The organism is Methylocapsa sp. D3K7 (assembly GCF_029855125.1).
Lineage (GTDB): Bacteria > Pseudomonadota > Alphaproteobacteria > Rhizobiales > Beijerinckiaceae > Methylocapsa.
Genome location: NZ_CP123229.1, coordinates 2,484,619 through 2,511,322, shown reverse-complemented (window position 1 = coordinate 2,511,322; position 26,704 = coordinate 2,484,619). Strand labels below are relative to the sequence as shown.

The following is a 26,704-nucleotide window of genomic DNA, read 5'->3' as shown; positions in this document are numbered from 1 at the left end:
GAATATTCGCGAATATGGGATGAAACACGGGCGCCGCCCGTGCTTGGTTGATGATGGATTGCTTAAAGCCAGCGGATCCCTCGGGTAACGGGAAATATATCCATTGGAACCGGAAAAGCAATTATTGGCAGGAGCGCACTCATCCCTCCTCGAAATGCGTCATAAGCATGCTGCAGAGCTTGTCGCGCGCGGCACCTGCCCGCCGCTGAAGCGGCATACCATTGCATTGCCCGGCTTCCGTTAGAGGGCTGAGGCTATTCGTCAGGAAAACATGATCCGCCGCGCCAAGGCTGCTGATCGCAAGCGAAGTCTCGACCGGTGCCAATCCCGCTTGTTTCGCCATTGAAAGGACAAGTGCCCGTATGGTGCCGGGCAAGGCGCCATCACCTATGGGCGGCGTTTCCAGGCGCCCATCCCGGATGATGAAGAGATTGGCGGCACTCGCGCAGGCGATGGCTCCGCGTGTGTTCAGCATCAGCGCGTCGTCCGCGCCTTGCGCGCGGGCCTCGGACAGAGCTAGCACATTGTCGAGGTAGGGCAGCGACTTGATGCGGGAAAGCGGGGAGTGTTCGTTGCGCCGCGTCACCGTTGCGATACGGAGCGAAACGGGCGCTTCGCGTTTCGGCGGCATTTGCGACAAGGTCATGAGGATCGTGGGATGCGGCGCCTCGGGTGGTGCAAGGCCGCGCGGTCCCGCCCCTCGCGTCAGGGTGACGCGCAAAACAGCGGAAACAGCTCCCTCGGCGGCGAGATATTGCGCGATATCCGCACGCAGTTTGGGGATATCCACGCTTCGCGCAAACCCTAGAATGTCGAGACCGGCATTGAGCCGTGCCAGATGCGCCTCGAGATCACAGACCTTGCCGCGGCAAACCGCCATCGTCTCGAACAAGCCATCGCCGAGCAAGAGACCGCGATCGGTGATGGCCACATGCGCGTCCTCCGGCGCGATGATCCGGCCATCCTGCCAGACACGCATCATTGCCGCCCGATGTGGCCAAGAAAATTGCGGAGCATCCGGTGGCCGTGTTCCGTGAGGATCGACTCGGGATGAAATTGCACGCCGAACGTTGGGTGATCGCGGTGCCGCAGAGCCATGATCTCGCCCTCGCTCGACCAGGCAACCGGGGCGAGCAAACCGTCGCGCCCTTCAATCTCGACGATCAGGGAATGATAACGGCCAACACTCAACGGGTCGGGCAAGCCTTCCAAAATGCCCGAGGCCTCGTGACGCACAAGGCTTGCCTCGCCGTGCATGGGGCGCTGGGCGCGGGTAACCCGGCCGCCGAACACCTGGCCAATACATTGATGACCAAGGCAAATTCCGAGAATCGGGACGCGGCCGGAATATTCCGAAATGAGCTGCATCGAGACGCCCGCCTCGTCCGGCGTGCAGGGCCCCGGCGAAATCACGATGGCCTCGGGCTCCTCGTCCGGCAACGCCGCGTCGTTGCGGATGACTTCGGGCGTGCCTCCAAGCTCGCGGAGATAATTGGCAACCGTGTGGACGAAGGAATCATAATTGTCGATGACGAGAATCACTTGGCGAATTCCTTTGCGCCAAAGGCCTTGAATATCGCCCGCGCTTTATCCAGCGTTTCATCATATTCGGACGCCGGATCGGATGCGGTGACGATCCCGCCGCCTGCCTGCACCACGCAGGAGCCGCCGCGAAAGCTCGCGGTGCGGATGACAATGTTGGTGTCCATCGTACCATCAAACCCGATATAGCCGATCGCTCCGCAATAGGGGCCGCGCGCATGGCCCTCCATTTCGGTGATGATTTCCATCGCCCGGACTTTTGGCGCGCCGGTCACGGAGCCGCCCGGAAAGGCCGCAGCCAAAACGTCGACTCCGCCAAGTCCTTCACGCAGACGGCCCACTACGGACGAAACCAGATGATGAACCGAGGCAAAGGTTTCAAGACCGCAAAGCTGCGGCACTTGCACCGAGCCCGGCAGGCAAACTTTCGAAAGATCGTTGCGCAGAAGATCGACGATCATCACGTTTTCGGCGCGATCTTTGCGGCTTTCTGTGAGCGCTTGCGCCTGGAAGGCGTCGAGAATGGCATCGGCAAAGCGGCGCCGCGTACCCTTGATCGGCCGCGTTTCAACGCGATCGCCCTCCACTCTTAAAAATCGTTCGGGGGAGGCAGAAGCGAGGGTGAATCCTTCATGCGCAAGATAAGCCGAGAAGGGTGCGGGATTAAGTTTTCGCAAGTGGTTGTAAAAGCCAAAATGATCGAAGCCGTGTGGCACGGGCGCTTCGAACCGCTGTGCCACATTGGCTTGAAAAATGTCACCCGACAGAATTCGTTCGATGACTTCGTGGACCATCCGTTCATAGCTGGCCCGAGTGAAATTGCTGGTCCAGCCATCCAGCGAAATCACGGACGCAGGAGATGGCGGTGGAGCATTCACGAGCCGTGTCTCGAAGAAGCGGCCGCGCTCCACCGCGCGGCGCTCACGCGCTGGCGCGCCCGTCTCGGGAAAACCCGTCGAGAGGATAAAGCCACGCCGCTCGATCAAATCCAAGGCAACGACGACGTCGTAAAAGCCGAGCGAAAGATCGGGGAAAGCGAGCCTATTCAGTCTGGGCGCGGGAAGCCGTTCCAAACTGCTACCAAGTTCATAGGAGAACAAGCCCGCGGCGCCCCCCTGAAAAGGCGGCAGTCCCGGCAGGGAGACCATTCGATAGGCTGCCAATTGCGATTTTAGCCGTGCAGACCAGTCCTTGCCCGCGATGTCCGCCGTGAAACGCGCGAATGGGTCAGCCGCGATAAAACTGTACCGGCCAAGCTTCCGGTCGGTCACGGAACTATCGAGAAAGGTTATGAAAGGCAGATCGCGTAGCGCGTGGGCGGCGTGCGCAGGGTCACAAAAATCAATTTCTATGACATGCATCAGGCTGCCTTCGCGCCACTATCGAAACCAATGCCGGAGATCGCGGTGGAGGTTCAGTCCGCGATTCGATGTGCCTCCACGTCTTTACATATGGGGCTTCGCCGCCCCCGCGCCACTGCCAGCCTTTTACATCAAGCGGAGCAGCCACAACCTGAATGCTTCCCGCCGGCCCTCCCATTTCGCAAGATTCTGTCCAGAAACGCCCGCATCCTTGGTCCCTGCTTTAATGGCCTTTTTTCGCGGGTGCTTGCGGCTTCGGTGCGGCGGGCTCCGGTGCGCTGGGAGCTACCTCTGGGGATGGTTGTTTTGCCGGGGCTGGAGCCTTGGGCGGCTCCGAAGGCTTTGCGGTGGGCCGGCCTTTATAAGCGATCCAAGTGCTTCTAGGGGCAACCCCAGGTCTTCCCCGGTGCAGGGCGTGGCGCGAAACGGCACGGGAGCGCGCAACAGATCGCCCACTCAGAGTCGATTCGCGAATCATTTCTTGATTGTGCATGAACTCCTCGGGCAGCTTCAGGGAAACAGCCAAAAAGGCGTATGGGCATATTATTTCGCGGCCGTCAACGGGTGTTGATGCGGCGGCCCCTCGAAACCTGCCAAAAACTTTCGGCGCGCTGGACCATTGGCAAAAAAATTCAGTCGCAGTCTTGCACCCTTTGATGGCATGACGTAGCCGTGGGGATGTAGCGGTGCTTCCGGTGTGCGCATAAAGTAAGACACGAATGGGCCAACTCCGCGGAAAGATGCCGAGCGGTGGCGGTTGGCCAATAGGTCAGGGAGGGGCAAGGAGGGGACATGAGTGAAGCACGGATCAACGGCAAGCCTGCTTCGCTTGCGGCTGCAGCCGAGCGCGCTGCGGAGATATTATCGCAAGCGCGCCTGCCGGTGATCGCTGGCCTCGGCACCGATGTGGCGGGCGCCCGCGCTTCCATTCTGCTCGCCGAAAAACTTCGTGGCGCCTACGATCATATGCATTCCGCGCGCATTTTCGCCGACCTCGACGTCATGCGCCAGGCGGGGCTGATGTTCACGACGCCGAGCGAAGCCCGCCTGCGCGCCGATGTCTTGCTTTTCGTCGGCAAGGATTTGACCAAAGTCTGGCCTGAGCTGATGGCTCGGCTGTCGCCTGCAGAAATCCCGCCCTTCGATCTTGCCCAAGTGCCGCGCAATCTCTTGTGGGTTGCACCGGGACGCGGCGGCGCGAAGGCTGTCGGGCTCCCGATCGAAACGCTGGACACTTCGGATCTCCATGGGGCGCTCGCGGGCTTGCGCGCCCGTGTTGCCGGGCGGGCGGTGAATAGTGCCAAAGGCACGCTCCGCAAGCTCGACGAATTCGCAAGCGTTCTCAAGAGTGCCCGGTTTGGTGTTGCCGTCTGGGGCGGTGAGGAGCTCGATCGCCTTTCGATCGAAATGTTGCACGGGCTCATTACCGATCTCAATAAAACGATTCGCTTTTCCGCCCTTCCTCTCGGCGGTGCCGATAATGCGTCCGGCGTCGTTCAAACCTCGGGCTGGATGACTGGATTTCCGGTGCGAACATCGTTCGGCCGCGGCTTTCCTGAGCATGACACATGGCGGTTCGACACGACCCGGATGATCGAGAGCGGTGAGGCCGACGCAGCTGTGTGGATCTCCGCCTACGGCGGTGCAGCACCGCCTTGGAAGAAAAATATTCCGATTGTCGCGCTTGCCTCTCCGCATCTCGCCTTGGCGAGGGAGCCGCGAGTATTCATCAAGGTTGGGCATCCTGGCATTGATCATGATGCGGCAGAATTCGCGCGGGAAACGAATTCGATTGTTGCCCGCGTCGCATCGCATCCAAGTCAGACACCTTCTGTGGCAGCCGTTGTCAGCCAAATTCTGAAGCACCTTGGGGGAGACGCCACATGCTGATTCTTCTGAAAGGGGGCCGTATCGTCGATCCGGTGAACGAACGCGACGAAATCGGGGATCTTTGGATCGAAAACGACCGAATTATCGCGGCACCGCAAGGCAAGCTGCCGGATGAAGTGCATGACGTTTCCGGCAAGATTGTCATGGCGGGCGCGATCGACATTCATTCCCATATCGCAGGCGGCAATGTGAATTCGGCCCGCCTGCTGCTGCCGGAAAAACATCAGAACTTCCTCGCCAATCCCGTGGCCATGCCATTCAGCACCGCCAAATGGTCCACATTCGAGACCGGGACTATTTATGCCTCGATGGGCTTTACCACAGTGATCGAGCCGGCCATCGTACCGCATCAGGCGTTGCAAGCGCATCTCGAGCTCTCCGACATACCGATCATCGACAAAGGAACGCTGACCGTCCTCGGCAACGATGACTTCCTGTTGTCCCTGCTGCGCGATGGTGAGGGACCGGCGGCGGTGGCCGATTACGTCGCATCGGCGGTGGCGGCCAGCAACGGCCTTGGCGTCAAATGCATCAACGCGGGCGGATCGGCGGCGTTCAAATACAACGCGCGGACCTTCAGCCTCGACGATGTGGTGCCCTTCTATGGTTTGACGTCGCGGCAAATCGTCGAAGCCCTTCAGAAAGCAGTGCTCGACCTCAATATTCCGCATCCTCTCCACCTCCATGCCAACAATTTGGGCATTCCGGGCAATGTCGCTACGGCTCTTGCGACGATCGAAGCGGCTCGCGGCGACCGGTTGCATTTCGCGCATCTGCAGTTTTATGCGTATGGCAGCGAGGGCAGTCACGGGTTCTCTTCCGCCGCGGCCGAACTCGCAGCGGCCGTCAACGCCGCTCCCAACGTCACCATCGATGTCGGCCAGGTCATGTTCCGGCAAACCGTCACCATTTCGGCCGATGTTCTGCGCCAATTCAACGGCTCGCAAATGGCCAACCCGAAAAAATCGATCATTCATGATGGCGATGGGAATGGCGGCGGCATTGTGCCGTATCTCTATCGCGAGAATGATTTCGCCAACGCCGTTCAATGGGCCTGCGGGTTGGAACTGTTTTTGCTTATCGATGATCCATGGCGGGTCTACTTCACGACCGATCATCCAAACGGCGCCCCTTTCACAACCTATCCCGAGGTTTTCGCTCTGATCATGAGCCGCGACGCACGTGCCGAGGCCCTCTCGAGGCAGCCGCAAGAAGCGGTCGCCATGACGACGCTACCGTCCATCGGACGCGAATATAATTATAATGAAATCGCCATTATGACTCGTGCGGCCCCCGCCAGGCTTCTCGGCCTTAAGGACCGCGGCCACCTAGGCGAAGGCGGCCTCGCGGACATCGCGGTCTATTCGCCCGGCAAGGATTTGGCAAAAATGTTCCGGTTTGCCCATCTCGTTTTCAAGGATGGCGATCTTGTTGTGCGCAACGGGCGCGTCACCCATTATCGCTGGGGTAAGGCGCTCAAGGTCAACCCCGGTTATGACAAGGCCATCGATCGCCGTCTTGCCGTCTATTATGACCGGCACTTCGGCAATTCCCGCGACCTGTTTTCGGTGAAGGAGAATTTGCTTCCACATGCTGAGGGATTTCAGGAGGTCGCATGCGCCCGATGAAACGAAACGGCGTCCGCATCGATGATAGTTTCGCCGAAGCTTTCCCGATGCGCGGAACGGCGATCCTTATTACCGCGCCCAATCGCCACTGGGCGGTGCAGGCTGCCACCACCATGACTGGTTTTGCGACCTCCGTCATTGGCTGCGGTGCCGAAGCGGGAATCGATTGTGAGCGGCCTGGAAAAAGCACCCCGGATGGTCGCCCCGGTGTGCGCGTCCTCATGTTTGCGATGTCGAGCGACACTTTGCAGACGCAGCTTGTCAATCGGGCCGGCCAATGTGTCCTGACATCGCCCGGCTCTGCTTGTTTCGCTGATCTGGAAAGTCCAGACAGATTGCCAATTGGTGATCAGCTTCGTTATTTCGGCGATGGCTGGCAGGTTTCAAAAAAATTCCTGGACCGCCACTTTTGGCGGGTGCCGGTCATGGATGGCGAGTTTCTCTGCGAAGCGACGACGGGGCTCACCAAAAAAGCTGTTGGTGGCGGCAATCTCCTCATCATGGGCGCGAGTTTCGAGACCACAATGCGCGCCGCCGAACTCGCGGTCGCGGCGATGAATGACGTCGAGGATGTCATTCTGCCTTTCCCCGGCGGTATCGTGCGATCTGGCTCCAAGGTCGGCTCCAAATATAAAGCCATGATGGCTTCGACCAATGACGCCTATTGCCCGACCCTGCGCGGGGCTGTGAAGACAAATCTTGAGGAAGATATTGGCTGCGTTCTCGAAATCGTCATCGATGGCTTGACGGAAGACGCTGTCGCCGAGGCGATGCGGGCCGGTCTTGCGGCGATCGTCAAGCTCGGGCCAGAACATGGCGCGGTGCGCGTCGGGGCGGGCAATTATGGTGGCAAGCTCGGCCCCTTCCACTTTCATTTGAAGGATCTGTTGCCGTGAAGCCGCTTGTCCTCACCCTCAAGCAGGAGCCCGGCCAACGGCTCGATCTTGCGCCTCTCGTCCCGCATTTGCTGGAAGGCAAATCCGCCAAGGACATCGCCGAAATCGAGTTGCAGACCACTCGCGAAAAAGTGGTAGCAGGCGATATTTTCAAAATCCGCTCCGGCGGTGGCGTTGAGACGATTCATTTCGAAGGCGGCTCATTGCGCTTCGACAACGTCGGGCAAGGCCTGAAAAGCGGCGAAATTTTCATCGAAGGCGATTGCGGCAAATGTGCTGGCCGGGGCATGAGCGGCGGCAATCTCGTGGTCAATGGTGATAGCGGCCCCTTCGCGGGTTCCGCCATGTCTGGCGGAAGGCTCGAAATCGGGGGCGATACCGGAGGCTTTCTTGCGGGACCGCTCGAAGGCGAGATGGAGGGCGCGACGGGCGGCCTGTTGATCGTCCGGGGAAATGCCGGGGAACGGGCGGGCGACCGCCTGCGCCGCGGCACCATTCTGATCGAAGGGTCGGCCGGAGATTTTCCGGGCAGCCGGATGATCGCCGGAACGCTGATCATTCTTAAGGAGTGCGGCAAACTGCCAGGTTACCTCATGCGGCGGGGCACGATCGTGCTTGCAAATCCGCCGGAACTGGCGCCGACCTTTGTCGATTGCGGCACCCATCAATTGGCCTTCGCCAGCGTTTTCGCTGGACTTCTGCGCCCCGAAAGCCGTGCCGCCGCGCGGCTGCTGTCGCGCCCGCTCGCGCGGTTCGCCGGAGACATGGCGGCGCTAGGTAAAGGCGAGATTTTCTTCCCTGCGTAGGCAATGGAGAAAGGATCGTTCAAGGTCGCGTTATTCCTTGTGAAGGACCATTCGGCACATGGTTGACGAAACCCCGGCCGCCATCTCGTTGATCGATCGCCCCGCCATGCTTGACCGCCGCGACCGGTTTCTCGGGCTCTTGGGCACACGGTCCATCATCATGGGCATACTGAATATCACGCCGGATTCCTTCTCCGACGGCGGCAAATTCTTCAGCTTGGATGCCGCCAAGCGGCAGGCGCAAAAACTCGCCGATGATGGCGCCGGCATTATCGATGTGGGCGCGGAATCGACCCGCCCGGGCCATACACCCGTCGCAGCAGACGAGGAACTGGCGCGCCTCGAACCCATTCTTGGAAAATTGACCAGCGCGATCAATATTCCGTTTTCGATCGATACGTCGAAGGCGAAGGTCGCACGCCGCGCGGTGGAACTTGGCGCCAGTGTCATCAATGATGTTTGGGGATTGCAACGCGATCCCGGTATGGCCGATGCTGTTGCTGAAACCGGTGCGGCGGCGGTCATCATGCACAATCGCGACGGCACCGATCCAGACCTCGATATTGTCGCCGACATGCGACGCTTCTTCGATGCCTCATTGCGCCTTGCCTGCGATGCGGGCATTCCCTCCGTCCGTCTCATTCTTGATCCCGGCATTGGCTTTGGCAAAAGCCGGGCGCAAAATTTCACCGTCCTCGCAAATTTGGCCGCGCTCAAGGACTACGGCCTGCCGATCCTGATCGGCGTCTCGCGCAAATCCTTACTTGCTGAAAATAGCCCGACGCCCGCTGACACCAGTGTTGTTCGCACGCTTGCCGCCAATCTCGCCGCTCGCGCGAATGGCGCGTCGATTTTCCGGGTCCATGATGTGGCCGAGCACGTTGCCGCCTTCAAGGTGTTCGATGCCATCACGCGCTGTTGAACTCGCCGGGACAGGACCGCTGACCGGGATAGGTCTTGGTCTTGGCAGCAATATCGGCGACAAATCGGCCAATATCGCGCGCGCGCTGGAACTGCTCGAGACGCGCGGCATCGTCAAACTGACCGCCGTTTCTTCGATCTACCGCACAAAGCCTTGGGGTTATGTCGAGCAGGATTTTTTCGCCAACGCCTGCGCGTTGGGGCAAACACGCCTGCCGCCGCTTGAGCTGCTCGCGGCGGTCAATGCTATCGAGAACGATATGGGACGGCAAAAGACGGTGCGCTGGGGCCCTCGCCTGATCGATATAGACATTCTTTTCCACGGCGATGAGTCTTTCGAACACGCCCAATTGAACTTGCCGCATAAGGATCTGTTCGAGCGCGCTTTTGTTCTGGTGCCCTTGGCCGAGATTGCGCCTGGCTTGGTGATTTCCGGCCGTTTCATCGCGGACGCCGCCACGCGCTTCGCGGACGAGCCGCTCGAAAAGTGGAAAGTTAGCGGGTGACTTAACGCGGCCAGCGCGACCGTCCGCGCAGCAGGCCGGTGACGATAGCGGCGGCTACAAGGAAGCCCGCGAGGGGAAGCAGAATCAAAAAAGCGCCCAACACAAAGACGAAGAAAATCGCGGCGATGACTCCGGCCAGCACAAAAAATGGCAAGAGCCCAAACGATCCGGTCTTCGTGACATAGATGCGGTGAAAGCTTTGCTCTCCCTCGAAGAGTTTCCTGCGCAATTCGCTTTCCGCCTCGCGCATGTCCGTGCGCCCAGGCAGAAGAATTTCTGGCTCGGGGGAATGCTCGTCGCCGCCAGGAAAACGCCGGTTGGTCATGATGACAACGTCACAATTCTGGGGTTTCTCATCGCCATGATGTGGGATCGCAGGTTAGTGAGCGCAATGGTTTTGTGCGGCGTTTATTAGGGCTATGGTTGCGTTGGCAGGAACAAGGGAGAAACGCAGATGGGATGGTTTGTCCGCTATATCGATGACGAATTGAAGCACGAGATGGTGTCGCGCGAATTCGCGACGGAGGAGGAGGCGCTCGAAGAGGCTTGGCAATTGGCGCAAGGCGACAATGAAATCGAGGGCATCGACGGCCCGGACGACGAGGCCGTTCCTATGCTGGAGATCGAGGCATGGTTCGAGAAACGCACCGAAGCGGGTAAAACGGAGTCTTCAGCGTGACGTTACTAGGGATATTTACGCGGCTTTTTGCTTCGGCGCGATCAATTTGCGGTTGATGAGCACTTCGGCGATCTGCACCGCGTTGAGCGCCGCGCCCTTGCGGAGATTGTCGGCGACGCACCACAGCGAGAGACCGTTCTCGACTGTTGCATCCTCGCGAATACGGGAAATATAGGTCGCGTCCTCGCCCGCCGCCTCATGCGGCGTGATCGAGCCGCCCGGTTCGCGCTTGTCGATAACGAGACAGCCCGGCGCCTCGCGCAAAATATCCTGCGCTTCCTTGGCGCTGATCGGATGCTCGAACTCAATATTGACCGCTTCGGCATGGCCGATGAAGACGGGCACGCGCACGCATGTGGCGGTGAGCTTGATCTTGGGGTCGAGAATCTTCTTCGTCTCCGCCATCATCTTCCATTCTTCCTTGGTGTAGCCGTCCTCCATGAAGACGTCGATCTCGGGAATCACGTTGAAGGCGATGCGTTTGGAAAATTTCTTGGTCGTCACCGGGTCGGACACGAACACCGCGCGAGTCTGGGCGAACAGCTCGTCCATGGCCTCCTTGCCGGCGCCCGACACAGATTGATAGGTCGCGACAACGACCCGGAGGATCTTGGCCTTGTCATGCAGCGGCTTCAAGGCCACCACGAGCTGCGCCGTCGAGCAATTCGGATTGGCGATGATGTTGCGCTGGGAAAAGCCAATGATCGCGTCGGCGTTCACTTCGGGCACGATCAAGGGCACGTTGGAATCATAGCGCCAGGCGGACGAATTATCGATAACAACACATCCCTGCGCCGCGATTTTCGGCGACCATTCCTTCGAGACGGTGCCGCCCGCCGACATCAGGCAGATGTCGGTCCCACCGAAATCGAAATTTTCGAGCGCTTTGCATTTTAAGATTTTGTCGCCGAAGGACACTTCCGTGCCGATCGAACGCGCCGAGGCAAGCGCCACGACCTCATCGGCGGGAAACCGGCGCTCGGCGAGAATATCGAGCATTTCCCGCCCGACGTTTCCCGTCGCGCCAACAACGGCAACTTTGAAACCCATCATCCGCTCCATCCGCCAAGGCGGTTTCTTAATTTTCCAGTTTTTGCGTGAGAGCCCTGCATAGGCGATGTCGGACACGCCCGCAACGGCTGGACGGTCCGTGTCTTGAATTTTACTCCCCCGGGACGGGAGGCGCGCCCTTCCTGCGCGTCAATACTGGTAAACGCGGCGTTGACGCTGTTTGCAACCTTTGCTTGGCTGGTAACGGCCACACAATTTTCAAGCTCTACATTGGTCTATGCGCCTTCGGAAGGCGCGAGGATCATTCATGCGTTCCGTAGCTTTGACAAATATGAGGGGAAGTGATGTCCGGGCGGACTACCAAGCTCGCGCTTCGTCTTTGCCGGTTTCAAGACGGTCTCGCCGTTTTCCTTGGCGTCCCGTCCTCTTCATTTCTGCCCTTTGCGGAGCGCTCTATTTCTTTGCAGTATCAAATAAATCCGGTTCGGTGGCTGTGCCGGCAGCGAGTTCCATGCCGGCGCCTTTGCCCGCCTGGGTTGAAATAACCGGTCCGGAGGACGTTTTCCGCCTCGAAGCGCCAGAATTTGCCGGAGGCGCCTACTTGGCACGGCAGCATCGGACCGGGGGCGGCCGTCAGGATATCTTTGAATTCAGCGGCGCGAGTGAAAACGCGCCTTTGCTGAGTCTTCTCATTTATCAGCCAGGTAGCGAAACGCCGCTGGACTCGTCGTTTTTCGTGGAACTCGCGAGGCGCGCCGCAGAAAGTGGCCGCGCCCTCATCCGCGCCGGGCAACCGGCGGAGTTGATCACCAAATTTGGCGCCTTCGAAGTGGCCCGTCTCGGCTTGGCCCGCGATGGGACGGAAGCCAAGGATTGCCTTGGTTTCCGTTTTGGCATTGCGGAACCTTCCCTGCGCATCAGTGGCTTTGCTTGCGGCGGCGAAGGCCTCGGCCCGGTTGGCCTGACCACAGCCGGGCTCGTATGCATGATCGACCGGATTGATCTCGCGCCGGGCGCCGGAGACAAGGGTCTCGTCGATTTTTTCGCCGCGCATTACGCCATCCGCAGCCCGGATTGCCCTGGGCCGGATATTGATGCTTTGCCCTCCGCGCAAAGTTCAAAAGCCGTTGGCACAGCGCCACTCAAGGCCCGGAAAAAGGGCCGTTAAGCATAAATCTTCCAATTATTTGAAGAAGCGCGGCCGGCGATGCAACCAAACCGCGGCTATTACGTTTTGTTAACGACCTTTGGAGTTTCGCAATGTTTCATAAAGTGCCATCGATTATTTTTGCCGCCGCCGCGTTTGCCGCGCTCACCGCACCCGTCAGCGCGCAAGGCCCCCGGCATCGCCACCCTCCCCGTGTTGCTGATCAATATGTCGACGAACGCCCACCACTGACGGTCAACAAGCGAAGCTTTCTCGATCCGGGTCCTGTGCCCGCTATTGAGCACGGGCCGAACTATGTGACGCAAAATACGATCTTCGCGCGGACCCCGGATCAAGTTTTCTTGAGGTCGCAGTTCGGCAACGAAGTGCTCCCGCAGCCGCTTGAAGTTCCAGGCCGTCCACAGCCCATCCTGGAGTTCGAGACACCCGCCTATCCCTACTAAACACGCGGTTTCTGCCAAGGCATCAACGGGGGGCGGACTCCGTCGCCGGGTTCAGCCTTGGGTTGGCGCGCGGCGGAATGACGGATGCCGAAAAGCGCGGTTCGGTGGGCAAGAGGCGTTCCGCTGCGGCGATAAGCGCCATCTCATAGGAGCCCCGGCGTCCGGTTTCCTCGATCACGGCGTAAACGCCGGAAACGGCGCGTCCAAGTGCAATTGGCGTTGACAAGCCTTCTATCAGCCCAGCGGCAAAAAGCGCCGTGAACAGATCGCCGGTTCCCGATGGGCGGCAGGAAAGCCTTGGCGTCGAGACTGTCCAGGAGTCGCGCGGCTCTATCGCCAGGGTCTCGACATCATCCGCTGACGCGTTTTGAAAATGGACGCCGGTCACCACAACCGTTGATAACGACAGTCCCCTCGCCATCGCCAGCATCTCCTCGACTGTCGCAGGAGCCCGTCCAACGAGATGTTCCAATTCGAACTGGTTGGGCGTGATGATGTCGGCCAAGGGGACAAGTGCGTCGCAAAAAAGGGCGCGCAAATCTTCGTTCACATAGAAACCGGGGCCAACATCGCCCATCACTGGGTCGCAAAGATAGAGAAGTTTTGGGTTGCGGGCTTTTGCCCGGCGAACGAAATCGATCACGACGGCGGCGATCTCGGGAGAGCCCAAATAGCCGGTGATCAAGACTTTGCAGGTGTCAACGAGACCGCGCTCTTCCACGCCAATTAGGAGATCGCGCACCAATTCGGCATTGAGCACGCGCCCGCGCATTGTCGGATAAAGCGGATGATTGCTCAAAAGAACTGTCGGGACCGCCGCGACTTCGATGCCGCGGGCCTGCAGCGGGAAGACCGCCGCGCTATTGCCGACATGGCCATGCACCACTTGGGATTGAATTGAAATGACCGTCATGCGGCGGCCTCTTGCGGGGCGATCATGGCTGCAATCCAGTCAGCCATTCGGCAAACAAGTCACGCGCTTTGGCAGGCAATGAGCTTCCGGCGGTGCCACCGCTTCGCAAGGCGCGCGGATCGATTCCGGCGCCCGTAAGTTCCGCTGCGTGGCCAACGAGCCATGCTTCGATCCCGGCGCTTGGGTTCACTTCTGGGTGAAACTGCAGCCCGAGAATGTTGGGACCGATGCAAAAGGCTTGATTGCGGCATGCGGGAGTCGAGGCGAGATGCATAGCACCCGGCGGCAGATCGAATGTGTCTCCATGCCAATGCAACACCGCTGTATTGGCCAAATGCCGGAGCGGGGTGGCCGCAGCCGCTTTTGTCAGATCGACAGGCCCCCAGCCGATCTCCTTGACCCCAGAGGGATAAACCTTTGCCCCGAGTGCGCATGCGATGAGTTGGGCGCCTAAGCAGATGCCGAGTGTTGGTTTCCCTTCGTTGAGGCGGGTACTGAGAATGGCGATTTCGTCGCGTAAAAACGGATATTTGTCATCTTCATAAACGCCAATCGGGCCGCCGAGCACGATCAGAAGGTCTGTGTCGGCCGGATCGCGCGAAGGCAGTGCGTGGCCAATGTCGGAATATGTGTAGTCATACCCCGCTCGCATGAGCGGCTCCGCAATGGTGCCGAGATCTTCGAAAGGAACATGCCGGATGACGGCCGCCGTTTTCATCGGCTGTGGAACTCCCCTAAACGCTGGACTGATTTGCCAACTCAGTGCGTGACATATGGTTCTTTTTTTGTTCTAATTTTGGTATATTGATGGATATAACCCGCGTTTTTTCCGAATACTCGCCGTGCCCTTTAAAGCGTACGACGCAGAAACGTAATTTTTGGTAAGATGAGCACCTCGAATCATCGCTCATCTTGCAACGATCTTATGGGTACGCTGAATCGCGACCGCCACCGGAAGAAGCTACAAGAAGTCCTCGCACGGGCTGATGATGAACTATTCTTCCAAATGGTTTGGTCTATCGACGCCATGCAGTCCGAAAGAACCGAGGTTGCATCCAACTATTTACGCTTCCCCCACGAAGCTGCTAATTCTGACATCACATCGAAATACGCGATCCATAAGTGGGAGCTAGAAACCTTAATCGGCCTGCTTCTCACTACGCCCAAGTACAAACTTCATGATGGTCTAAACAGTCTTACCAACTGCAGCCATTTTGATGCTGCCGCAAAAGCGGTCAATTGCCTACGCAAATTAGAGAATGCGGAAGCAGGCATATACTTAAAGCACACCGGCATTTTGACCGAGATGCACCGAATCGCCCATCGCCAATTTCCATGGCAGGATACGTCTTTGAACGTGGCCCAGTTCTACCGCTACGCTTACATTTATGGGCAAGGCGAGTGCGCAGATTACTTCGAGCGCACTTACGGGCTGACGATAAATGCGTTTTCGCTGATCGGTTTCATTTTACATTGTGTTTTCCAAAAGCAACCCTTTCTTAATCGTCACTTCTCCATGGAAGATGTAGGGATTACGCACAAAGAATTTGAAGCGGCCTTTAAGCTGCTCACCAAGCCAATTGTGGAGGCACGAAAAGAGGCGAGGTCATTAGCTCAAGATACCAGAGCGAAGCCAGGAGCCCAACTCCCGGTGGGCTATCAACCGAGCTTTTTGCGTCGCTTCCCGCTCGTATCATTTGGCGACGCTGGCGAAAAATTACGTGCGCCTATGCCTGCGTTGATAATTCAACGCGTGACGTCTGGGGTCTATTACGACCTCGCCAACGGCAACTCACGGCTGCGAAACGAAGCAAGTGATCGCTTTGAGGAATACAGTGCGGAGCTTTTCGCGGCGATGATGCGCCGATTCAATGTCTCTCGGAGCTACAGTTACAAGTTCCGACGCAACCTCGTCGACACGCCTGACATCCTGATTACGGACGATAAGAGGCTTGTGCTTGCTGTGGAATGCAAAGCAAAGAAGCTTACTATCGATGCGCAATTCGCTGGCGACCCGTTTGCTGAGGCGAAAGCAGGGTATGACGAAATTGTCAAAGCAGTGTTCCAACTTTGGCGTTACTTTTCGCACGTGCGACGAGGGCTTGCCCACCGAGACCCCATCCACCCCGGGGCCTGCGGGTTAGTGCTAACTCTCGATAGGTGGCTCATGATGTCGCGGGAGTTGCAAGACCAAGTACTTTCAGGTGCTGCAATACTGGCAGACAATGACGGCGGAATCATTGCCGAGGATCGCCGAACCGTGGCGTTTTGCGCCATCGTTCATCTTGAAAATACGTTGGCGATGTCGGATGAGGACTCCTTCTTAGATACTATTGCGGTTACTGGAGAAGATCGGTTTCGCGGATGGCTTCTGCCTGATATCCGTCGCAAGATGAAAGGCGACCTGGCAGAGCGTAAGCCGTTCCCATTCCATCTCGAAGACGTACTACCATGGGGGAAAAGGCTTTCAGCATTGGAGACGGAACGACAAAACAACTTCTAAGGTAGCAGTCTGGGCCTGTTTGGTAACGAGCCGATGCGCCGATAAGGCAGCATCGCGCCGTAAGGAGAAATTTGCCCTCCCCTGGCAAACGGCTGGAGACGCAGCCCTATTCAGCGCAGCCTCCAAAAAATAGCGCTACACCATCGCCGCGACCGCCGCCGATAACCTCGTCAAATCCTCCTCCCGTGAGAGACGGTGGCCGCCATCCTTGACGAGCGTCAGGCTCACCGGATCCGCGAAGAGATGTTCGGCCAGTTCCGTTGCATAGCGCCACGGGACATCCTCGTCTTGCATGCCTTGCAGAATATGGACGGGGCAATGGGTGCGGATCATGCCGCCTAAAAGAAGATGTTTCCTCCCTTCCTCGATCAACTCCCATGTGATGGGATATGGCTCCGGCGCGTAGGCCGAAGCCCGCAGCCACACACCCGTTTTCGCAAGTTCCGCCCGCGAGGCAGGCGACATTCTTGCAAAGATGAGCGATTCGGTGAAGTCGACGGCGGGAGCGATCAGGACAAGGCCCTTAAGGCGCTCCGCCTCGCCGCTTTCGTGCAAAGCCCGGGCGACGAGCAGCGCGAGCCAGCCGCCCATTGAGGACCCGGCAAGGATTTGCGGTCCGTCTGTCAAGACACGAACGGCGGTCAGACTTTCCTCGAGCCAAGCTCCGATGGTCCCGGCTTCAAACCGTCCTTCCGACAGGCCATGCCCAGAATAGTCGAAGCGCACATAGGCGCAGCCGCTCTCCCGCGCATAACAATCGAGGTGCGCCGCCTTTATGCTGTGCATGTCCGACCGGAAGCCGCCAAGCCATACGATCCCCGGCCTCCTCGTCCCGGGTTTTGGCGCACGGCGCATATAAGCGATGCGGCGGGCGCGGCCGCCGCTCCCCACAACGAGAAATTGCGGTGTGTTCTCATGGTTCACGCTTTCATGGCCGCGACGCACACCCGTTTTGCCCGCTTGAGGATTGTTAAGAAGTCCTGCGTTATTCTTCGCGCATTCGCTCGTTTGAACGCCGTCTTGTCCGATGACGCAAGCTTTTCGCCTTCCATTTCAACAGGGCGCCGCGCATCCGTTGGCTGGTGCTGCTGTGCTTCAGCTTGTTCCGGATCTCGAGGCAAATTTCACCGCTCAGGCGGCGATCGACATCGCCACCGCGCTCGATGCGGCTGGGGCGCGAGCGCTCATTGCTTGCGAAGGTGGCCGGATGACGGGAGAGTTGCAAGCCAAGGGCGGCATCTTCGTGCCATTTCCCTCACGCAGCAAAAACCCGTTTGCCATGGCGTTGAACGCGCGCCGCCTGGCGCGGCTCATAGCAACTGAACGCGCCGACATCGTGCATGTGCATTCGCGCGCCTTGGCTTGGGTTGCCTATGGCGCGACCCGCATGACGCAAACGCCCTTGGTCACCAGCTTTCAATCGGGCGGCCTGGGGGCCAACCCCATCACGTTGCGGTATAATTCGATTTTGGCACGCGGAGATGCGGTGCTCGCCGATTCGTATTTCTCGGCCGAACTCGCGCGTAAACTCCATGCGCCCTCGGCCGCCAAAATCCGCGTCGTCCCGCAGGGCGTCGATTGCCGGATTTTCGCGCCGGACACGGTGGCGCCAGCCCGTGTTCAGGACATGCGGCGGCGATGGAAAGTCGCGCCGCACGAACAGATCGTGCTGCTGATGGCGCAAACGAGCCACGTCAGTGCGCCCAAACTCCTCATCGAGGCGGCTCGGCTTTTGACGCGAAGCGGCCTCACGGGTGTTAAATTTATCCTTGCCTACGACGGAAAGGCGGGAGCCATCGCTCGCGCGATCGACAAGGCCATCGCGAGAGAAGGGCTGCAAGGCATCATGTACCGGGTGCTCAGCCCCGATATGCCCGCAGCCTATCTGGCGGCTTCGGTCGTCGTTGTCTTGCCGGACGGGCTACAACAACCTGCGTGCGACGCCGCCATCCAAGCGCAGGCCATGGGGACGCCGGTCATCGCGGCGAATACCGGCGCGGCTCCGGAAATCATTCTCGCGCCGCCCAAGGTCGGCGAGTCCGCGCGCACCGGTTTCCTCATCAAGCCAGGCGATTCGGCGGCGCTGGCGATGGCGATCGCCCACGTCTTGAGCCTCGGAGCCAGCGCGGCCGGCAAACTGTCCTCGCGCGCTAGGAGGCACGCCGAAATGCACTTTTCCACGGAGCACATCTGCGCGGAAACCCTCGAAGCCTATGCCGCGTTGCGGTGCGGAAGTGAGTAAGGATGGCCTAGTTTCCCGCCGCCGGAGGGCGCCTCGATGGGAACAGTCTCCAGGTTGCGGCTTTTCGTCGCCGCCTAAGCGATCTCTTCATTGACTTCGCGCCGCAATCCTCCGATGTTTCAACCGGGTCCGGCAATCGTCGTGAAGTCCGCCCAACGGATTAGAGCGCCTGCCGGGTTCGATGTGTCTACAAAAGGAGACTAAGCCATTCGCCGTCCTATGAAAGCCCCGCCGGTCCCGCAGAAGGACGGGCCGCGTATAAACCGTGACATCCACGTCCGCGAAGTCCAGTTAATCGATGCCGAAGGCAAAAACCATGGCGTCGTCGAGACTCTTCAAGCCCAGCAATTGGCCGACGATGCGGGACTTGATCTTGTCGAAATTGTTCCGACCGCCAATCCCCCGGTCTGCAAAATCCTCGATTACGGCAAATTCCGCTTCCTGGAGCAGAAAAAATCTGCGGAAGCCCGGAAAAAGCAGAAGATCGTCGAGATCAAGGAGATCAAGCTGCGCCCGGGAATCGATGACCATGATTACGGCGTCAAAATGAAAGCCGTGCGCCGGTTTTTCGAGGAAGGTGACAAAGTGAAAGTCACTTTGCGGTTCCGCGGCCGCGAGATGGCGCATCAGGAGCTGGGATTCCGCTTGCTTGAACGGGTGAAAACCGAGACCGGAACCATCGCTAAGGTCGAGGCCGAACCGTCCATGGAGGGCCGCCAGATGATTATGGTCCTCGCGCCAAAATAGGCGCGAACTGGTCTGGCGCCGTGGCGCGCCCTCACCCCCAGACACGATTTTCGTAATCGATGGCGTAATCTTGCGGGGCCGCCGCGATCGAGGCCATGCCGGTCAGAACGGCGTCCTCGGTGACGATGAGCCTTGTGCCGATGGCGCGCATCATGTCTCCGTAGGGCGCCTTGTTCTCGAAAGCAGCGCGAAAATCCGCCGGATCACAGAAATCGAGAATTCGCGGTAAGATTCCGCCGGCGAGGGTAACGCCTCCTTTGGCCAGGAAGGCCAGTGCGAGATCGCCCGCGAAACGGCCCGTGAGCGTCCAGCAAAGCCGCAGAGTCCGCGCTTCTTCTCCAGCGGGTTGCGCGCGGGCTTTGCCGATCAGGGCGATTTCGCTTTCCACATCCGTTGCATTGCCCGCCGCCGCGCAGCGCGCGTGGTGAAGGCGCAGAAGGCCGGAACCGGAGAGGACGGTTTCGGCGCAGACCCGGCCAAGTCCCTCAGTATCGAGATGGCGCCAAATCGCGGCCTCCTCCGCTCCCAAAGGCCCGAAATCCATGTGTCCGGCCTCACTCGCCAAGACGAGATGGCGGCCACCGCTATGGACCAGGGCGGCGGCGCCGAACCCCGTGCCAAGACCGAGGATAAGCTCGACGCCGGGTTTTTGCTCGTAGGAGCCAACCGGCGTCACCCAAGCGGGCTTCAGCACCGGGAGGCTCAGAGCTTGGGCTTCGAAATCGTTGAGGAGCAGACCCTGCCCAAGCCCCGCCTTTGCCGCAACTGTGAGGCCATCGATACGCCAATCCGCGTTGGTCAATTTGACGCCGCGTCCGCTGACCGGACCGGCGGCGCAGGCGATCAGGCTGCGCGGCTTATTGGCAAAACCCGTAATAGCCACCGCTAGAGCGTCTTCAAGCGCCGGGAAATCCTTGGTCTTGAGACGCGGCCCTGCCACGAGGGGCGCGCCCGGAGCTGGCGCTAAGGCAAATCGTGCATTGGTGCCACCAATGTCGCATACCAGAACCGGATAAGGAAAATTCACGCCATCGGACTTTCAGGGTTTGAAATTTTGCCGGCCGCCTGCGACAGGCTACATTCAAACGCCCAAATAAGCGAAACGAGCAAACCGAACGATGACCTTTCAGTATCATCCCCCTTTCAAACTCGGCAAGGACAAGACCCCCTACCGGAAGCTCGTCTGCGACGGTGTCCGTGTCGAGAAATTCGGGCCGCATGAGTTTCTGCGTGTCGAGAAGGAAGCGTTGCGGCTGCTCGCCGAGCAAGCCATGAGCGACATCAACCATTTGCTGCGCCCAGGCCACCTGGCTCAGCTCGCCAAAATCCTCGCCGATCCGGAGGCCACCGGGAACGACAAATTCGTCGCCTATGATCTGTTAAAGAACGCGAACATCGCGGCGGGCGGCATCTTGCCGATGTGCCAGGATACCGGCACGGCCATCGTCATGGGCAAAAAAGGACGATTTGTCTTTACCGACGGCGATGACGAGAGCGCGATCGCCGAAGGCATCCGGGATGCCTATGAAAGAAAGAACCTGCGCTATTCGCAGCTGGCGCCGCTTTCCATGTTCCACGAGAAGAACACCAAGACGAATCTGCCGGCGCAGATCGAAATTTATGCGGAAGGAGAGGATGCCTACAAATTCCTGTTCATCGCAAAAGGCGGGGGCTCCGCCAACAAGACGTATCTTTATCAGGGAACGCCGTCGCTTCTGACGCATGACCGTCTCATCCAATTTCTTAAAGAAAAGATCCTCACCCTCGGCACCTCCGCCTGCCCGCCCTATCATTTGGCGATTGTCATCGGGGGCACTTCTGCGGAATTGAATTTGAAGACGGTCAAGCTCGCCTCGACGCGGTATCTCGATGGTCTGCCGACCGTGGGCAGCGAAGACGGCCACGCGTTTCGCGATCATGGACTGGAGGAGGAGATTTTCAAGCTGACCCAGGATTTGGGCGTCGGCGCGCAATTCGGCGGCAAATATTTCTGCCATGATGTCCGGGTGGTGCGCCTGCCCCGCCACGGCGCGTCGCTGCCGATTGGGATTGGCGTCTCCTGCTCTGCCGATCGCCAGGTGCTGGCGAAGATCACCCGCGAGGGATTGTTTGTTGAAGCGCTGGAAGATGATCCAGGCAAATATCTCCCGGACGTCGACGAAGCCGCGCTCGGCGGCGCCGTCGTGCCGATTGATCTCAACCAGCCGATGCAGGAGATTCTGGCGACTCTCTCGCGCTATCCCATCAAAACAAGGCTGTCACTGACGGGTCCGATGATCGTCGCGCGAGACCTTGCGCATGCGAAAATCCGGGCCCGGCTGGAAGCAGGCGAAGGGATGCCGCATTATTTCAAGGACCATCCCGTCTATTATGCGGGTCCCGCCAAGACACCGGAGGGCTTTGCCTCCGGCTCCTTTGGTCCGACAACGGCGGGCCGCATGGATTCTTATGTCGATCAATTCCAAGCCCATGGCGGCTCGCTGGTCATGCTTGCTAAGGGCAATCGCGCGAAAGAAGTGCGTGAGGCCTGCGCACGGCACGGCGGCTTTTATCTCGGCTCGATCGGGGGTGCGGCGGCGCGGCTCGCCCAGGATTGCATCAAAAAAGTTGAAGTTTTGGAACATCCTGAACTTGGCATGGAAGCGATCTGGCGAATCGAAGTCGAGAATTTCCCCGCATTCATCGTCATCGACGACAAAGGCAATGATTTTTTCAAGGAGCTGAATTTGGGGTGAGGTGACAAGGCTCCCGCTAAGCTGCGCGGTCGGCCGAAAGCGAATAGTCTCTGTATTATCGTCAATTCATATTGTGATATTAGAAAACGTCAGCCCAAGGTTTATTGTGCAAAGTGGCTATTCGGGAGAAAATGGGGATCGCCGCCAGGAATCTCATCAAGTTGAACGCGTTGAGCTGTTCTCTGCTCAAGCGAGTGGTGCTGGCCAAATTTAGGCGAGGCTTTCTCCCCGCGGGCTCTCTCTTATTGGTTGTCGCCTGCGCTCCGCAGGGAACGATCGAGCGGCCGGATCTACTTCCAAAGATGACTGCGGAACGGTTCTGTTCGCTTGATCCATCAGGAGAACATTTGATTGTAACGATCACGAATCAGGGAGCAGCCATTCCCGGCAAAAGACCTCCGATCGCGACGCGCGTCGTTTTTCCCGCCCGGCAGATATTTCAGGGAGGAAGTGTATCGCTTGACATTCCACCCGGCTTCTTGTGGTCACGCAATTCGGACTATCAGCATATCATCGATATCCCTAAAAACGCATTTGAGCCTGACCTGCTCTTTACCATCACCGCTGATTATACCGACGTGATCGATGAAGGGTCGAATGAAGACAACAACACAGCAACAGGCGTGTGCGCGCGCTGATTCCTGCCGATCCCGTGCGGTCTGTCAGAATCTTTACCTTCTATACACAGGATTCGCACTCGCTGATCTGGCTCTAGGCCAGGTATAGCCGTATCTTAGTTCTAAATATGCGCCGGTTGACTTTGACCGGTCGCTTCTCCGTCATGCGAATGCAGGAGGGCCGGATGATTCTCAAGGTTACAGTCTTGAAGAGCGGCGACGATGTTTTCTCCGTCCATATTGACGTTGGTCATCAAACCGAGCTGTCAACCGGCGTAAAGGCGGCTCTCGACGAGTTTCAGAGGTTGAGCCCAAAGACAAAGCTCTTAGGCGGCAATATTCTTATCAAGCTCGATAAGGTAAAAGCCCTGGCTAAGCTTCCTAAAGCTCCTAGAACCAGGAAGAAAGTGCTGGTGCCAGAGGCTGTGGCGGAGTTGGTTTAAAACTTGTGCCCGGCCGTGACGGTGCACGCCAATAGGCCATTCCCATCGCGCTCGGTATGAGGCGAAAGCTGGAATGCCGCGGTTCAAAAAACGAAAGGGCGAAAGCTTAATCCTATCGCGGCATTTCGCGAATCCAAAATCCCGGTTCCCTACATCACGCCGCCTTGGTCCGGTGCTTTGCGCAAGCCGTCAATCGTACCAAAACGTTTCACGTGAAACACCTTGGTAAGATTGAGGGGTAAAACCGGACAAAACTGATGGCTCAGACATCAGTAGAGGATTTTTAGAATCTCGATTCGCTCGATTCCTTTGGGCGTGCGCACCTCGACGCTATCGCCTTCTGCTGCCTTCAAAAGTGCCTTGGCGACCGGCGAGATCCAGCTGATCTCGTGGAGCTCCGAACGCGCTTCGTCAATGCCGACGATCTTCACCGTCTTTTCTTCGCCGTGTCCGGTCAAATAGGTGACGGTGGCGCCGAAATAGACCTGCGCGTGGTTCTTTTGCCGCGCCGGATCGACGACTTCGGCGATTTCCATCCGTTTACGGAGAAAGCGCAAGCGGCGGTCGATCTCGCGCAGGCGCCGCTTGCCGTAAATATAGTCGCCGTTTTCCGACCGGTCGCCATTGCCTGCGGCCCAGGCCACGGTCTCGACGATTTTGGGCCGCTCGTTTTTTTGCAACTCGGCAAATTCGTCTTCGAGCCGGCGGAAACCGTCCGGCGTGATGTAGTTTGTAAGTCCGGCCGGAAGTGCGGGGAGTTCGTCTTCGAACTCTGTTTCCGTCTCGGGTTCCTTGGTGAAAGCTTTGCTCATGGTGACAGTCAAAGGTAGGGCGCTGGGTAACCGCGGCAAGCCCCCGGATGGCCGATTCGCGCTTACGGTTCGCGGAGCAGCCGTTCGACGAAATCACCAATTTCATCACGCGTCCGTGCGGTGCGGCGGCGTTCGGCTGAAAGGATCGCGAGAAGATCCGCGAAGGTGCTTTGGATATCGTCGTTGACGAGCACATAATCATAATCCGTCCACCGGCGGATCTCATTGCGCGCCGCGTTCAACCGCTTTTCGATGCCCTCGGGTGGATCTTCGGCGCGGCGTTCAAGGCGGGAGCGCAATTCTTTCATCGACGGCGGCAAGATAAAAATCGTGACGGCATCCCCGGCCGAATTTTGCTTGATCTGCTGAGTCCCTTGATAATCGATGTCGAAGAGAACGTCGCGGCCTTGCCGTAAAACCCGTTCGGCAGCCTCGCGCGGGGTGCCATAAAGATTGCCGTGCACTTCCGCCCATTCGAGCAAATCGCCGCCGTCGCGCAGCGCCTCGAACTGCTTTTTGGTGATGAACATATAATGGATGCCATCAACCTCGCTCGAACGCCGCGGCCGCGTCGTCACCGAGATCGACAAAGTAAGATCTAGCTCCTTGGTTTGTAGCAGCATGCGCGTCAAGGTCGTCTTGCCGGCCCCGGATGGGGACGAAAGAATCAGCATCAAGCCGCGCCGGCCAAGCGGCGCTTTTCGCGCGGGCCCCGTGTCGTGCTTCACAAGTTGGTTTTCGAGCGGCATGTTGTTTCTACTCGATGTTTTGGACCTGTTCGCGGAATTGCTCGATCTCAACGCGCAATTCGAGACCAAGCGCTGTCAGGCTCGCATCGTTTGATTTGGCGCACAGCGTATTGGCCTCGCGGGAAAGCTCTTGGGCAAGGAAATCGAGCCTGCGGCCAACCGTGCCGCCTGCCGCCAAAAGATCGCGGGCGGCGGCGGTATGCGCCGCAAGGCGGTCCAGTTCTTCCCTGATATCGGCCTTGGCCGCCAGCATGAGCGCTTCCTGATGCAAACGGTTCTGGTCGAAATTGCTATTTCCGGCAAGCGTTGTGAGCAATTGCGCGAGGCGCGCCCTTATGGCTTCGGGCTTGCGGGCCGGCGATTGATCCGCAGCTTGCGTCAGCGCGGCGATCTTTTCGAGCCGCGCCAAGAGGACCGCTGTAAGCACGGCGCCTTCGCCTTGCCGCATGGAGACGAGCGAATCGAGCGCCGTGTCGAGCAAGGCGAGAGCACTCGTCCTTGCGGTTGAAATCTCGGCCTGGTCTTCCGGCGCGTCGAAGACTTCGACGACGCCGCGCACGGAAAGAAGTCCGTCGAGGGTCGCGGGCGTGATCATTTCCGGCAGCGGGATTTCCGCGACCGCCGCCATGAGCTTGCCAAGCAAATCCTGGTTGACACGAATTTCTGGGGTTGTGATGTCGCGCTGCGCGGCAAAGGCCACTTGGATCGTTCCACGGCTTAGCTTTTGCCCGATTTTCGCCTTCGCGTCCGGCTCGATTTCATCGAAGGGAGGTGAAAGCCGCAGCCTCGTATCAAGACCCTTAGCGTTGACGGATTTGAGCTCCCAGGACAACCGCCATGGACCGGCGCTTCCCGTGACCCGGGCAAAGCCCGTCATGCTGGCGAGTGTCATCTTGAAATGTGCAACCTCAACGGCCGATAGGACGCGCACCATAGAACCAGCAAAGAGCCCGCTCAAGCCGGGCACGCTCATTCCTTAGGAAAATCCAATCCCATTTCCTGGCAACGCTCCGGATCATCGCCCAGCTCTCGCGCACTTTCACAAGCAAAAAGAGATGCACATTTGGGCCGGCCGCCTCGATGATTTCTTTGCGCGCGGCGTCCGCTATCCAGCCTGGGCTTCAGAGGAATGTCCAGGCCAGTGACCCTAGTCTCATTAAAAGCCGGGCGGAGGAAATCATATGGATCATCCCGTGACGGACCGGATTGTCCAAAAATCATCCGCGTAGTCGTTGGTCAGGAGATATTCGTAAGGCATATAAAAATAACCCTTCGCACCCCAATCCGGCCCCCAGGAATTGCGAACGATGAATTGTCTCTTCGCATCGCGGTAGCCGACAGCGACCACGGCATGACCGCCCAGTACCTGCTCGCCTGGGGCTGGCATCGGAACTATGCCTGTCGAGGCAACCGTCTTGCTTTCGAAGCTTTCATAGACGGTAAATCCGAATACGAAGGGAAATCCCGCAGCGAGACAGCCTTGCATTTGCGTCAGGCTCTGAACCACGCGCGCATAGGACGTAACGATATCCTGTTTGGCGTCTTTGTATGCTTTGGCAGGAGGTTGCTTGCTGAATTTCGCAATGTCGTAAGGCCAATCTGTTTCTGGCGGAGCCCCAAGCTGCGCGACAGATTTGATCCCATCGCGTATTTGTGCGCCTGCGTCTTGCTTGACCGTGCCCTCCATGACCCTTTCGTTGTAGTAAATGAAGAGACGCGAAGGTACGAATTCGGGGGTTCCTTGTTTCCGCTGATCAAATTCGATCGCGCTGGCAATGGCATTCCCGGTGCAGCTGCCCAATTGGCCTTGGTCATAGACCGGCGGGCATTTGGGACGAAGATCGACCGAACTCGGCAAGCCTCCCCGGAACTGATTCAGCGGCGCGGCATAGGAAAAATCGCGCGCATCGGGCAGGTCGGGGAGCCACCCATATTTGCCGTGTGGCGAGGCCTTCCTGATAGACAAGCCCTTGAGAAGCTTGTTGCTAGATGCGTGGCGAGTGCTTTTCGATTTGGTGGTAAGCGTTGATCGAACCATGATCCTCCCCCCAAAATGAAATAATGAGCCTGTTGATTCAGGATCTCGAATCCT

The 26,704-nt window shown here is 58.5% G+C and carries 28 protein-coding genes and 1 pseudogene; 15 read left to right on the top strand and 14 right to left on the bottom strand.

Annotated features, from left to right (window positions below; genetic code table 11):
* Positions 1-139: 139 nt before the first annotated feature.
* Genes QEV83_RS11715 through pabB form a run of 3 tightly spaced genes read right to left on the bottom strand, consistent with a single transcriptional unit; the run spans position 140 to position 2,903 of the window.
* The gene (locus QEV83_RS11715; RefSeq protein WP_280127909.1) at positions 140-982 is read right to left on the bottom strand and encodes an aminotransferase class IV; all 843 of its coding nucleotides are present in this window, start codon (positions 980-982) and stop codon (positions 140-142) included.
* Complete coding sequence (locus tag QEV83_RS11710; protein ID WP_280127908.1) at positions 979-1,542, bottom strand: aminodeoxychorismate/anthranilate synthase component II; 564 nt, start codon at positions 1,540-1,542, stop codon at positions 979-981. The genes QEV83_RS11715 and QEV83_RS11710 overlap by 4 nt, the downstream gene beginning before the upstream one ends.
* Positions 1,539-2,903, bottom strand: coding sequence for an aminodeoxychorismate synthase component I (gene pabB, locus QEV83_RS11705; RefSeq protein WP_280127907.1), 1,365 nt, complete (start codon positions 2,901-2,903; stop codon positions 1,539-1,541). Before pabB ends, QEV83_RS11710 begins: the two co-directional genes overlap by 4 nt.
* Positions 2,904-3,695: 792 nt before the next feature.
* Here pabB and QEV83_RS11700 point away from each other — a divergent pair.
* From QEV83_RS11700 to folK, 6 genes are read left to right on the top strand one after another with little or no spacing between them, the layout of a single operon-like run.
* On the top strand, positions 3,696-4,793 hold the full coding sequence (locus QEV83_RS11700) for a tungsten formylmethanofuran dehydrogenase (protein WP_280127906.1): 1,098 nt from the start codon (positions 3,696-3,698) through the stop codon (positions 4,791-4,793).
* Entirely contained in the window at positions 4,787-6,421 is a 1,635-nt protein-coding gene (locus QEV83_RS11695; protein WP_280127905.1) for a formylmethanofuran dehydrogenase subunit A, read from the top strand. The genes QEV83_RS11700 and QEV83_RS11695 overlap by 7 nt, the downstream gene beginning before the upstream one ends.
* Positions 6,409-7,317 carry a formylmethanofuran--tetrahydromethanopterin N-formyltransferase gene (gene fhcD / locus QEV83_RS11690; protein ID WP_280127904.1) on the top strand — a complete coding sequence of 303 codons (909 nt, stop codon included), beginning with the start codon at positions 6,409-6,411 and terminating at the stop codon, positions 7,315-7,317. The genes QEV83_RS11695 and fhcD overlap by 13 nt, the downstream gene beginning before the upstream one ends.
* On the top strand, positions 7,314-8,123 hold the full coding sequence (locus QEV83_RS11685; RefSeq protein ID WP_280127903.1) for a formylmethanofuran dehydrogenase subunit C: 810 nt from the start codon (positions 7,314-7,316) through the stop codon (positions 8,121-8,123). The genes fhcD and QEV83_RS11685 overlap by 4 nt, the downstream gene beginning before the upstream one ends.
* 58 nt (positions 8,124-8,181) lie before the next feature.
* Positions 8,182-9,045 (top strand): dihydropteroate synthase, encoded by an 864-nt coding sequence (gene folP / locus QEV83_RS11680; RefSeq protein ID WP_280127902.1) that lies wholly within the window; start codon positions 8,182-8,184, stop codon positions 9,043-9,045.
* Positions 9,026-9,550, top strand: a complete 525-nt coding sequence (gene folK / locus QEV83_RS11675; protein ID WP_280127901.1) for a 2-amino-4-hydroxy-6-hydroxymethyldihydropteridine diphosphokinase — start codon at positions 9,026-9,028, stop codon at positions 9,548-9,550. Before folP ends, folK begins: the two co-directional genes overlap by 20 nt.
* 1 nt (position 9,551) lies before the next feature.
* Here the strand turns inward: folK and QEV83_RS11670 are convergent, their stop codons facing one another.
* Positions 9,552-9,875, bottom strand: coding sequence for a hypothetical protein (locus tag QEV83_RS11670; protein ID WP_280127900.1), 324 nt, complete (start codon positions 9,873-9,875; stop codon positions 9,552-9,554).
* 129 nt (positions 9,876-10,004) lie between these two features.
* Between QEV83_RS11670 and QEV83_RS11665 the strand changes: the two genes are divergently transcribed.
* Positions 10,005-10,229, top strand: coding sequence for a hypothetical protein (locus QEV83_RS11665; protein WP_280127899.1), 225 nt, complete (start codon positions 10,005-10,007; stop codon positions 10,227-10,229).
* A 15-nt stretch (positions 10,230-10,244) separates the two neighbouring features.
* Here the strand turns inward: QEV83_RS11665 and QEV83_RS11660 are convergent, their stop codons facing one another.
* Positions 10,245-11,279, bottom strand: a complete 1,035-nt coding sequence (locus QEV83_RS11660) for an aspartate-semialdehyde dehydrogenase (RefSeq protein ID WP_280131039.1) — start codon at positions 11,277-11,279, stop codon at positions 10,245-10,247.
* Between the two features lie 472 nt (positions 11,280-11,751).
* On the opposite strand from QEV83_RS11660, the gene QEV83_RS11655 reads away from it, so the two are divergent.
* Together QEV83_RS11655 and QEV83_RS11650 are read left to right on the top strand one after the other, a co-directional pair.
* Entirely contained in the window at positions 11,752-12,408 is a 657-nt protein-coding gene (locus QEV83_RS11655; RefSeq protein ID WP_280127898.1) for a hypothetical protein, read from the top strand.
* 92 nt (positions 12,409-12,500) lie between these two features.
* Positions 12,501-12,851 carry a hypothetical protein gene (locus QEV83_RS11650; protein ID WP_280127897.1) on the top strand — a complete coding sequence of 117 codons (351 nt, stop codon included), beginning with the start codon at positions 12,501-12,503 and terminating at the stop codon, positions 12,849-12,851.
* Positions 12,852-12,873: 22 nt separating this feature from the next.
* Here the strand turns inward: QEV83_RS11650 and pdxY are convergent, their stop codons facing one another.
* Both pdxY and QEV83_RS11640 read right to left on the bottom strand, forming a co-directional pair.
* Positions 12,874-13,764 carry a pyridoxal kinase gene (gene pdxY / locus QEV83_RS11645; RefSeq protein WP_280127896.1) on the bottom strand — a complete coding sequence of 297 codons (891 nt, stop codon included), beginning with the start codon at positions 13,762-13,764 and terminating at the stop codon, positions 12,874-12,876.
* 22 nt (positions 13,765-13,786) lie between these two features.
* On the bottom strand, positions 13,787-14,482 hold the full coding sequence (locus QEV83_RS11640; RefSeq protein ID WP_280127895.1) for a glutamine amidotransferase: 696 nt from the start codon (positions 14,480-14,482) through the stop codon (positions 13,787-13,789).
* A gap of 207 nt (positions 14,483-14,689) precedes the next feature.
* On the opposite strand from QEV83_RS11640, the gene QEV83_RS11635 reads away from it, so the two are divergent.
* Positions 14,690-16,267, top strand: coding sequence for a hypothetical protein (locus QEV83_RS11635; protein WP_280127894.1), 1,578 nt, complete (start codon positions 14,690-14,692; stop codon positions 16,265-16,267).
* 135 nt (positions 16,268-16,402) lie between these two features.
* Here QEV83_RS11635 and QEV83_RS11630 read toward each other — a convergent pair whose 3' ends face one another.
* Positions 16,403-17,191 carry an alpha/beta hydrolase gene (locus tag QEV83_RS11630; protein WP_280127893.1) on the bottom strand — a complete coding sequence of 263 codons (789 nt, stop codon included), beginning with the start codon at positions 17,189-17,191 and terminating at the stop codon, positions 16,403-16,405.
* 103 nt (positions 17,192-17,294) lie between these two features.
* On the opposite strand from QEV83_RS11630, the gene QEV83_RS11625 reads away from it, so the two are divergent.
* Positions 17,295-18,509 carry a glycosyltransferase gene (locus QEV83_RS11625; protein ID WP_280127892.1) on the top strand — a complete coding sequence of 405 codons (1,215 nt, stop codon included), beginning with the start codon at positions 17,295-17,297 and terminating at the stop codon, positions 18,507-18,509.
* A gap of 219 nt (positions 18,510-18,728) precedes the next feature.
* On the top strand, positions 18,729-19,256 hold the full coding sequence (infC, locus tag QEV83_RS11620) for a translation initiation factor IF-3 (protein ID WP_280127891.1): 528 nt from the start codon (positions 18,729-18,731) through the stop codon (positions 19,254-19,256).
* Positions 19,257-19,287: 31 nt separating this feature from the next.
* On the opposite strand, the gene QEV83_RS11615 is transcribed toward infC, so the two are convergent.
* Positions 19,288-20,283 (bottom strand): glucokinase, encoded by a 996-nt coding sequence (locus QEV83_RS11615; protein ID WP_280127890.1) that lies wholly within the window; start codon positions 20,281-20,283, stop codon positions 19,288-19,290.
* A gap of 91 nt (positions 20,284-20,374) precedes the next feature.
* Here QEV83_RS11615 and QEV83_RS11610 point away from each other — a divergent pair, with 91 nt between their 5' ends.
* From QEV83_RS11610 to QEV83_RS11600, 3 genes are all read left to right on the top strand, one after another.
* Positions 20,375-21,991: a fumarate hydratase gene (locus QEV83_RS11610; RefSeq protein ID WP_280127889.1), complete on the top strand. Its 1,617-nt coding sequence runs from the start codon at positions 20,375-20,377 to the stop codon at positions 21,989-21,991.
* 347 nt (positions 21,992-22,338) lie between these two features.
* Positions 22,339-22,629, top strand: a complete 291-nt coding sequence (locus tag QEV83_RS11605) for a hypothetical protein (RefSeq protein WP_280127888.1) — start codon at positions 22,339-22,341, stop codon at positions 22,627-22,629.
* A 164-nt stretch (positions 22,630-22,793) separates the two neighbouring features.
* The gene (locus tag QEV83_RS11600) at positions 22,794-23,051 is read left to right on the top strand and encodes a hypothetical protein (RefSeq protein ID WP_280127887.1); all 258 of its coding nucleotides are present in this window, start codon (positions 22,794-22,796) and stop codon (positions 23,049-23,051) included.
* A 269-nt stretch (positions 23,052-23,320) separates the two neighbouring features.
* On the opposite strand, the gene greB is transcribed toward QEV83_RS11600, so the two are convergent.
* From greB to QEV83_RS11575, 5 genes and pseudogenes are all read right to left on the bottom strand, one after another.
* Positions 23,321-23,863 (bottom strand): transcription elongation factor GreB, encoded by a 543-nt coding sequence (greB, locus tag QEV83_RS11595; protein WP_280127886.1) that lies wholly within the window; start codon positions 23,861-23,863, stop codon positions 23,321-23,323.
* Positions 23,864-23,925: 62 nt separating this feature from the next.
* Positions 23,926-24,612: a guanylate kinase gene (gene gmk, locus QEV83_RS11590; RefSeq protein ID WP_280127885.1), complete on the bottom strand. Its 687-nt coding sequence runs from the start codon at positions 24,610-24,612 to the stop codon at positions 23,926-23,928.
* A 7-nt stretch (positions 24,613-24,619) separates the two neighbouring features.
* Positions 24,620-25,504, bottom strand: a complete 885-nt coding sequence (locus QEV83_RS11585) for a YicC/YloC family endoribonuclease (RefSeq protein ID WP_280131038.1) — start codon at positions 25,502-25,504, stop codon at positions 24,620-24,622.
* A gap of 77 nt (positions 25,505-25,581) precedes the next feature.
* Positions 25,582-25,712, bottom strand: a pseudogene (locus tag QEV83_RS11580) (GTPase Era); the annotation flags it as partial.
* Between the two features lie 86 nt (positions 25,713-25,798).
* A complete protein-coding gene (locus tag QEV83_RS11575; RefSeq protein ID WP_280127884.1) occupies positions 25,799-26,650 on the bottom strand; it encodes a C1 family peptidase in 852 nt (283 codons plus the stop codon).
* Positions 26,651-26,704: the final 54 nt, after the last annotated feature.